Genomic DNA, 6,844 nt, shown 5'->3' with positions numbered 1-6,844 from the left:
ATTATTCTCGACTGCTGTTTTAGCGGAGCATTGGTTCAGGGAATGCCAATCAAAGGGGAACTTAACATTCAAGAGGAATTAGGAGGTAAAGGAAGGGCGATTTTAACCTCTTCTAGTCCGATTGAATATTCTTTTGAGTCGGAAGATAACGATTTGTCCATCTATACAAAATATCTAGTTGAAGGAATTGAAACTGGTGCAGCAGATAAGGATGGTGATCAATTAATTTCTGTTAATGAATTGCATGAGTATGCCAGCGAACGAGTAAAGGAAGCTGCCCCGGCAATGACTCCCAAATTTTATCTTTCTCTTGAAGGAGAGGATACTATTTATTTAGCCAAATCTCCTCTTGCTGCCACTAATCCTATATTTATTTATCGTGAGAAGGTTAGAGAAATTCTAGATGAATGGAGCAAGGAAAATATATGTAAAGAAAATTTTAATCGTGTAGAAAGAAACTGCCTAAATGAACTAAGAAACGAATTAGATTTATCATTACAGGAGGCAGATATTATTGAACAAGAGAATCTTGCGCCATTCAGAAAAAGATTACAAAATCTAACAGAGTACAAAGCAACTTTTAGAGAATTATTAGCTGATTCTATTTCAATAACAGAAGGAAACAGAAGGAGACTAAAAGAGTTACAAAGCCGTTACGGGCTGAGGGATGAGGATATTCAGGTGATTGAAGAAGAAGTGCAAAATGAGGTTTATCCCATTACTACGACGATTCCACCAATCACTTCGCCTTCTGCAAAAATCGCCCAAATTTTGCATTCTATAAAAACTTCAAAGCTCCAAAATTTCAAATTAAATCTGCCAGTTAGCATAGGAATAGCATCAATAGCAGTTGTAAGTTTATTTGCCATTTCTCGCCCTTATATTATTCAATCTGATTGTCCAAAACAAACGGACGACTTTATTAGTGAAGGAGAAGAAGTTCTTAATTACTCTCAACCGTTTAACAAGGAGAAAGGTAAAGAATATTTTGCACAGTGTGATTATCAAAAAGCCCTGTTAAGATTTAAGGACGCATGGCAACAGGATAGGCTAGATCCAGAAACGTTAATTTACTTAAATAATGCTTTACTAGAAGCCAATAAAATGCCATATTACACGATTGCTGTTGCTGTTAGTATTCCCAAAAATCAAAATGACTTTAATGATGATGATGGTGATAGTCGAGCAAATGAAATGTTACGAGGAGTAGCGCAATTACAAACAAAAATTAATCTGGGACTTTTAAATGACAATGATCCATTCCTCAAGTATTTTCCAGATCAAGATTTTATCAACAAAAAAGCGATTAATGGTAAGGGATTAAAAGTTGTCATTACTAATGATGAAAATAAAAAATTATTAGCCGAAAAGAGAGCAAAATCTCTTTCCCAGCGTCCTGAAATTTTAGGGGTTGTTGGTCACTATCCCAGTGAAATGACTCTAGCAACGGTGGATATTTATAATCAAAATAATTTAGTTTTGATTTCTCCCGGATCAACGACTAGCGAGCTTACTAAATACCCCAGAAAAAATTTTCTGCGAACTGTTTTTTCCGTCGAGCAACAATCTCCTGCCATTGCAAAATTTTTACAAGAAAAGTCTATTAAAAAAGTGGTGGGCTTTTATAGTGAAGGAAGTCCATTTAGTGAATCTTTTTTTAATAGTTTTAAAACTATTTTTACACGCCCTCCATTCTCTGGAACTGTAGTAAAATTAGATGAATTTGATCTCGGAAATAATTTTAAGGCAGAAGAAGCCATCCAAGAGTTACGAAAAAGACAAGGAAAAATAACAGAAGAAATAGGGCTTGTACTATTCCCAAAAGCAATTGGCGATGCTCAAGGCGATGCAATTAGACTTATAAAACTTAATAATAGTCAAAATTGGGTTATCGGATCATGGGGGCTTCGTAGTTCTCGTACCTTAGAACAAATTAACAACCTACAACCTTTTCAAAAGTTTGTTATTACGGTTCCTTGGGATTCTTTAACCAGTCCTAACCAGGATTTTCTTAAGGATGCCAAAATTTTATGGACTACAACTTCTGTTAATGCAATAACGGCCCTATCCTATGATGCAACTCTTGCTCTAACAAAAGCTCTAGAAAAGGCAAATACTCCCACACGAATTAATATCCTTGAACAATTAAAGTCTCTTGATTTTCTTGTCACTAAAGGTGCAACTGGGACAATTCAATTCGATGAAAATGGCGATCGCAAGAAACTTGATGAAAATGGCGATCCCCAAAATCCCTCCGTAGAATTTGTTCACATTGTGGAGTGTCGGACACTAAGTTCAGATTTTGCTTTTGTCCCAATCAAGTATCCTACTGCTAAAGATGCTGGTTTATCCTGTTTAAACTCACCCAAAAAACCTAGTCCCTAGCTAATCAGGGTTGGTTGAAAAAGTCTGAAATGCCGCTAGGAAAAAGGTTTCGACTCAATCAAGCGATCGCCCCTCTTGTAGGTTGGGTTGAGGAACGAAACCCAACACAGAATTAGATAACCAACTAAAATAATCTATACTAAGCCAATAAAGCCCGTTTTATTGGGTTTGCTGCCTTCTATTGACAGTAGGCTAAAACTAATAAGTGGGTGGGTGGAATTAAATATAAGATGAACGTAGGTTGGGTTGAAGCATGAAACCCAACGCCTGCATGGGTTACGCTACCGCTAACCCATCCTACAAATAATTTTGCCTCCCTACTTAATTAATATCATCGTCGCAATTACTCGTGGACTGGAGACAACAACTGATTATTTTTACCCGTTATCCGGAATTGGGGAAAGTAAAAACCCGTATGATTCCGGCCTTAGCAGCCAAGGGAGCCGAAGAATTGCACCGAAAACTGGCCGAATATACTCTCGGTAAATTAGCGGGTTTGAAGAATTTTCTCTCTCTGATCATTTACTATCATGGCGGCAGCGAGGAAAAAATGCGTACTTGGTTAGGTGTGCATTATTCCTATCATTCTCAACGGGGAAAAGACTTAGGAGAAAAGATGCAAAATGCTTTTGCCGATGGTTTTGCTCAAGGGATGACAGCGATCGCTATTATTGGCACAGATTGTCCAGAAATCGGGGAAAAAGAGATTTTAGCAGCCTTTGAAGCCCTAAAAACCCACGATATGGTTTTAGGGCCGGCGTTAGATGGAGGATACTACCTAATTGCTTTAAAACAGGTCTTTCCAGAGCTTTTTGACGGTATTCCCTGGGGTACGGGGGAAGTCTTGGCAAAAACTCAGACAATCGCCGCTAAACTGGCTTTAAAAACCGCTTATCTGCCTAAATTAGCCGATATTGATCGTCCGGAAGACCTGCCCATCTTAAAAAATTATCTGCCGGAATTAAGGTTGAACGATGACGGGGGTTCCCATGCGGACTAAATCAAACAACACTTTCACATCCCGATTCCGCATCCGCACACAACCATGGGAAGCGGCGCTACCGAGGGAATTTTCCGCGGGGGTGCCATGAAAACCGATGGAATTTTTGCCGTCACTCCAAAAACCGATCCATCTTTCCCCTAGGGGACTATTGGGACCGGGGGTGCTGACTTTTCCCGTCCAGGGACTTTTCCAGACGGGATTGCGAACTAATTCCCGCACCTCAAATTTACCGGTGGGGGTTTCCCAGCCTTTTTTGCCGACGGCGACGGTAAATTGTGCTAAAACTTTACTATCTTGATAAATGTAAACTTTTCTCTCTTTCAGTTTCAGGACCAGATGGGTAGCGAGAGTTTGATTGGCCGCCGTATTCGGGGTGACAGTGCTGATTTGGTTAGCTTGGGCCGGATATAGGGGTAAACAAGTTAATCCTAATCCGATGATTAAGAGGGTCAAATTTCGTTTGAACGCCATTATTCCCACACTCCTCAATTGCGATAGCGATAATTTTTAAGGATAGCAAATAGGGAACTGTTTGGAAGCTCAAGCCGCTTACACTGTGCCAGTTTTAGCTTCGTACTGCCGACAACCTTCACAGGGACCGGTGGGATTAACCGCACAACGCAAATGGGGGGAATAGGCATTAAAACGACAACTAAGATCACCGATCAAGGCCGGTTTATTTTCTGTCTCTAGAGGAATTGACAAAAAATCACTGGCCATCACCGGGCTGTATTCGTGACGATAGCGAATCCCCCTCAAACGGTTACTTAATCTCTGTTGGGATCGGTTAATCAACCAGAGACTAACGAGAGAGGGAAAGAGGGCAAGGATAAAAACAAAGGTTATCCTGATCACGATTTCAGTTTAGGCGATCGCCAGTGCTGCTAACTTATTATCGAGGCCGGCGCTAGAAATTAGGCCATAACTAGGGAAGACTTAAGGGGTTCTTCCTTTTTGCTTTCATAAACTGCCCCAGGACCGGGGAATCCTCTGGTTAGTTCCCGCACTTTAATCTCACCTGCTTGCAGGGATTTGGTCAAAATTTCCATGGCAACCACGGGTTTACCCGCACCACAGAAGAATAAATCGGCGGCGAAATAGCCGTGTTCAGGCCAGGTGTGGATCGCGATATGAGATTCAGCTAAAGTCGCCGTCGCGGTAACTCCGTGGGGACTGAACTGGTGGACACACAAATCGATCAGCGTTGCTTCTCCTGCCGTAATTCCATCGAGGATAGCGCGACGAATGCGCTCGGGATCGTTGAGGAGGTCAGCAGGTACTTGCCAAGCATCGACAATCAAATGGGTTCCCAGTTTGGTCATTTTTTTTTCAATACTCCCTATCGAAAAACCTTCACAGATTTACCAGCATAACACAATTTTTCTAACTTGTGCAAAAAAGATCTGGTTTTTCTCGGTTACTTTCTCTAAAAACTGGGACAGAGCAGGGGAGAAGGGTGTGGGGTGTGGGGTGTGGGGTGTGGGGTGTGGGGTGTGGGGCGAAAGCTTACTTCTGCTTGACAATAGTATCGTTAGGCGTTAGAATTTGATCATCAGTTAATCAGTTATCAAAGTGACAGTTATCAAAGTGACAGTTATCAAAGTGACAGTTATCATATGATCATAAATTTCAAGTCCGAAGAGACTAAGCTCATTTTCGAGGGGTTTCAGTCTCGTCACTATCCCCCTGATATTCAATCGGTCGCTCTACGAAAACTGCTAATCCTTGCAGCGGCGTTATCGATCAATGATCTGCGTGTCCCACCGGGTAATCGGTTGGAGAAGTTGCAGGGCGATCGTCAGGGCCAGTACAGCATCCGTATTAATGACCAATGGAGAATTTGCTTCATTTGGACTGATGAAGGCAATGCTGATCAGGTAGAGATAGTGGACTACCACTAAAATTAGCTAAATGCAATGAACAGCAACACTTCGACACATTTCGACAGGCTCAATGTAAAAGCTCAGTTCCACCGTTTGCCAAATATCCATCCCGGTGAAATCCTCAAGTTAGATTTTCTGGAACCGCTCAATATTACCCCCTACAGACTGAGCAAAGATTTAAGCGTAGCTCAAACTCGTATCGGTGAGATTTTAGCTGGTAAGCGTAGTATCACTGCGGACACAGCTTTGCGTCTGTCACGATATTTTGGTAACAGTCCTCAGTTTTGGCTGAATCTTCAAACAGACTACGATCTCCGTCAAGCTCAGACAAAGAATGCCGAAGTTTATAACCAAATTCCTATTACTCCATTTACAGATTTAGCTTAGGGGACTAATTTTATCTAGGAGGGGGGACGGGATTAGTGGGGACGGTGGGACTGGGAGAAGCGGCGGGAATGGGGGGATTTTCGGGTTTACGGACTTGGGGGACGGGTAACAGATAGAAAAGTAGGGCGCAAGCGACAAGACTGCCTAATCCTGCCAAAAAAGGTACTGTTCGACCGGCCGCCGATTCATTCACCTTATGGTAGCGACGGGAAACTGGCTGTAATTTTAGGGTTAGGTCAGGTAAAGTGCGAGTATCGGCAAAAAATTGGTCAATCGCTTCTATTAAATCGAATAACTGCACGGTACTGATTTCTATCTTCACCGGACTTTCTGGGATATTCAAGTCCGTTGATGGATACCAGACCAGACGATGGAGATTATGGTCAATCTTTTCTAGGTACACATGATCTGGTTCATGGACGGGGTCTTGGGGATGACGAACACCACTCAAAAATTCTTGGGCATACTGACTGACCGCTTGTACCAAATTTTCCAAGAAAACCCGACCACCTTGCAGGACTTTATTGGCCCCGATTAACCGACATTCTACGTTAGTCAAAATTGAGAGCAAAGGTCGGCTATCACCGGGGTTAGCTGGGGCGAAATCATCGCCGAAACCATCGAGAATCAGGGTACAATTGGGCAGGCTATACTGTCTTCTCATTTTTACACTATCTCCCCATCAAATAAACTAATCCAAAACCGCTGCATTCCCGTCGTACCAGTACAAAATAATAACTGATCGAGGAGGGATAAAGCCAGTTCATTTAAAGCATTTTCATCGGCTAGATAAACCGATACTTTGGCCCGGCGGGGGTTCATGCGACTGCGAAAATTGGAGCGAAATCGTTCTAGGTATTCTGATAAAAGAAAATTATTATCCACGGGTAAACCCTTTGATTCCATCTGTTGCCGCGCTAACAGTAATTGTCGGATGGATATAGCTAGGGGTTTGGCCCGGTAACTGGCAATGATAACTAAAGCTTTTGCTTGGTCAAGGGTCAGACGGTCGAGGGTGTAGGAAATTCGCCACGGATTAGTACAGCGTAAGCGCCAGAAAATAATCCGGTTTTTGATAATTTTATCGAGTCCTAGTTCTTTACAGAGGGCTAACAGGGCCTCCCCGGCACCGACTTCTAAGGATTCCAACGCTAACAGCATTAAATCGATATGCTGTTGGAGATGT

Annotated in this window: 10 protein-coding genes; 4 read left to right on the top strand and 6 right to left on the bottom strand. The window is 42.3% G+C overall.

From position 1 onward, the window contains the following. Together PX481_RS21125 and PX481_RS21120 are read left to right on the top strand one after the other, a co-directional pair. A partial coding sequence (locus PX481_RS21125) for an ABC transporter substrate-binding protein (RefSeq protein ID WP_288095818.1) occupies positions 1-2,385 on the top strand: 2,385 nt, incomplete at its 5' end. Positions 2,386-2,734: 349 nt separating this feature from the next. Next, positions 2,735-3,385 carry a TIGR04282 family arsenosugar biosynthesis glycosyltransferase gene (locus tag PX481_RS21120; protein WP_288027156.1) on the top strand — a complete coding sequence of 217 codons (651 nt, stop codon included), beginning with the start codon at positions 2,735-2,737 and terminating at the stop codon, positions 3,383-3,385. Here the strand turns inward: PX481_RS21120 and PX481_RS21115 are convergent. From PX481_RS21115 to PX481_RS21100, 4 genes are all read right to left on the bottom strand, one after another. Continuing rightward, positions 3,347-3,859: a L,D-transpeptidase gene (locus PX481_RS21115; protein ID WP_288095816.1), complete on the bottom strand. Its 513-nt coding sequence runs from the start codon at positions 3,857-3,859 to the stop codon at positions 3,347-3,349. The two genes, PX481_RS21120 and PX481_RS21115, sit on opposite strands and share 39 nt — an antisense overlap. 78 nt (positions 3,860-3,937) lie before the next feature. After that, complete coding sequence (locus PX481_RS21110) at positions 3,938-4,243, bottom strand: DUF6464 family protein (protein ID WP_002795794.1); 306 nt, start codon at positions 4,241-4,243, stop codon at positions 3,938-3,940. 59 nt (positions 4,244-4,302) lie between these two features. After that, positions 4,303-4,710, bottom strand: a complete 408-nt coding sequence (speD, locus tag PX481_RS21105) for an adenosylmethionine decarboxylase (protein ID WP_002759529.1) — start codon at positions 4,708-4,710, stop codon at positions 4,303-4,305. Between the two features lie 39 nt (positions 4,711-4,749). Next, positions 4,750-4,911 (bottom strand): hypothetical protein, encoded by a 162-nt coding sequence (locus tag PX481_RS21100; protein ID WP_288095814.1) that lies wholly within the window; start codon positions 4,909-4,911, stop codon positions 4,750-4,752. Between the two features lie 93 nt (positions 4,912-5,004). Between PX481_RS21100 and PX481_RS21095 the strand changes: the two genes are divergently transcribed. Continuing rightward, positions 5,005-5,289 (top strand): type II toxin-antitoxin system RelE/ParE family toxin, encoded by a 285-nt coding sequence (locus PX481_RS21095; protein ID WP_002742078.1) that lies wholly within the window; start codon positions 5,005-5,007, stop codon positions 5,287-5,289. Positions 5,290-5,304: 15 nt separating this feature from the next. Beyond that, positions 5,305-5,658, top strand: coding sequence for a HigA family addiction module antitoxin (locus PX481_RS21090; protein WP_012266765.1), 354 nt, complete (start codon positions 5,305-5,307; stop codon positions 5,656-5,658). Positions 5,659-5,668: 10 nt separating this feature from the next. Here the strand turns inward: PX481_RS21090 and PX481_RS21085 are convergent, their stop codons facing one another. Then, entirely contained in the window at positions 5,669-6,322 is a 654-nt protein-coding gene (locus PX481_RS21085) for a DUF4335 domain-containing protein (protein ID WP_288026323.1), read from the bottom strand. Between the two features lie 2 nt (positions 6,323-6,324). Next, the coding region (locus PX481_RS21080) for a DUF3038 domain-containing protein (protein ID WP_288095811.1) at positions 6,325-6,844 on the bottom strand (520 nt) is incomplete at its 5' end.

Source organism: Microcystis sp. M53603_WE2 (assembly GCF_030065435.1).
The sequence above is the reverse complement of the archived record's forward strand: the minus strand, read 5'-3'. Positions and strand labels throughout refer to the sequence as shown.

Bases quoted from the DNA above. Each gene is read 5' to 3' on its own strand.
- PX481_RS21115 (WP_288095816.1), bottom strand. From the start codon at position 3,859: ATGGCGTTCAAACGAAATTTGACCCTCTTAATCATCGGATTAGGATTA.
- speD (WP_002759529.1), bottom strand. From the start codon at position 4,710: ATGACCAAACTGGGAACCCATTTGATTGTCGATGCTTGGCAAGTACCT.
- PX481_RS21095 (WP_002742078.1), top strand. From the start codon at position 5,005: ATGATCATAAATTTCAAGTCCGAAGAGACTAAGCTCATTTTCGAGGGG.
- PX481_RS21090 (WP_012266765.1), top strand. From the start codon at position 5,305: ATGAACAGCAACACTTCGACACATTTCGACAGGCTCAATGTAAAAGCT.
- PX481_RS21085 (WP_288026323.1), bottom strand. From the start codon at position 6,322: ATGAGAAGACAGTATAGCCTGCCCAATTGTACCCTGATTCTCGATGGT.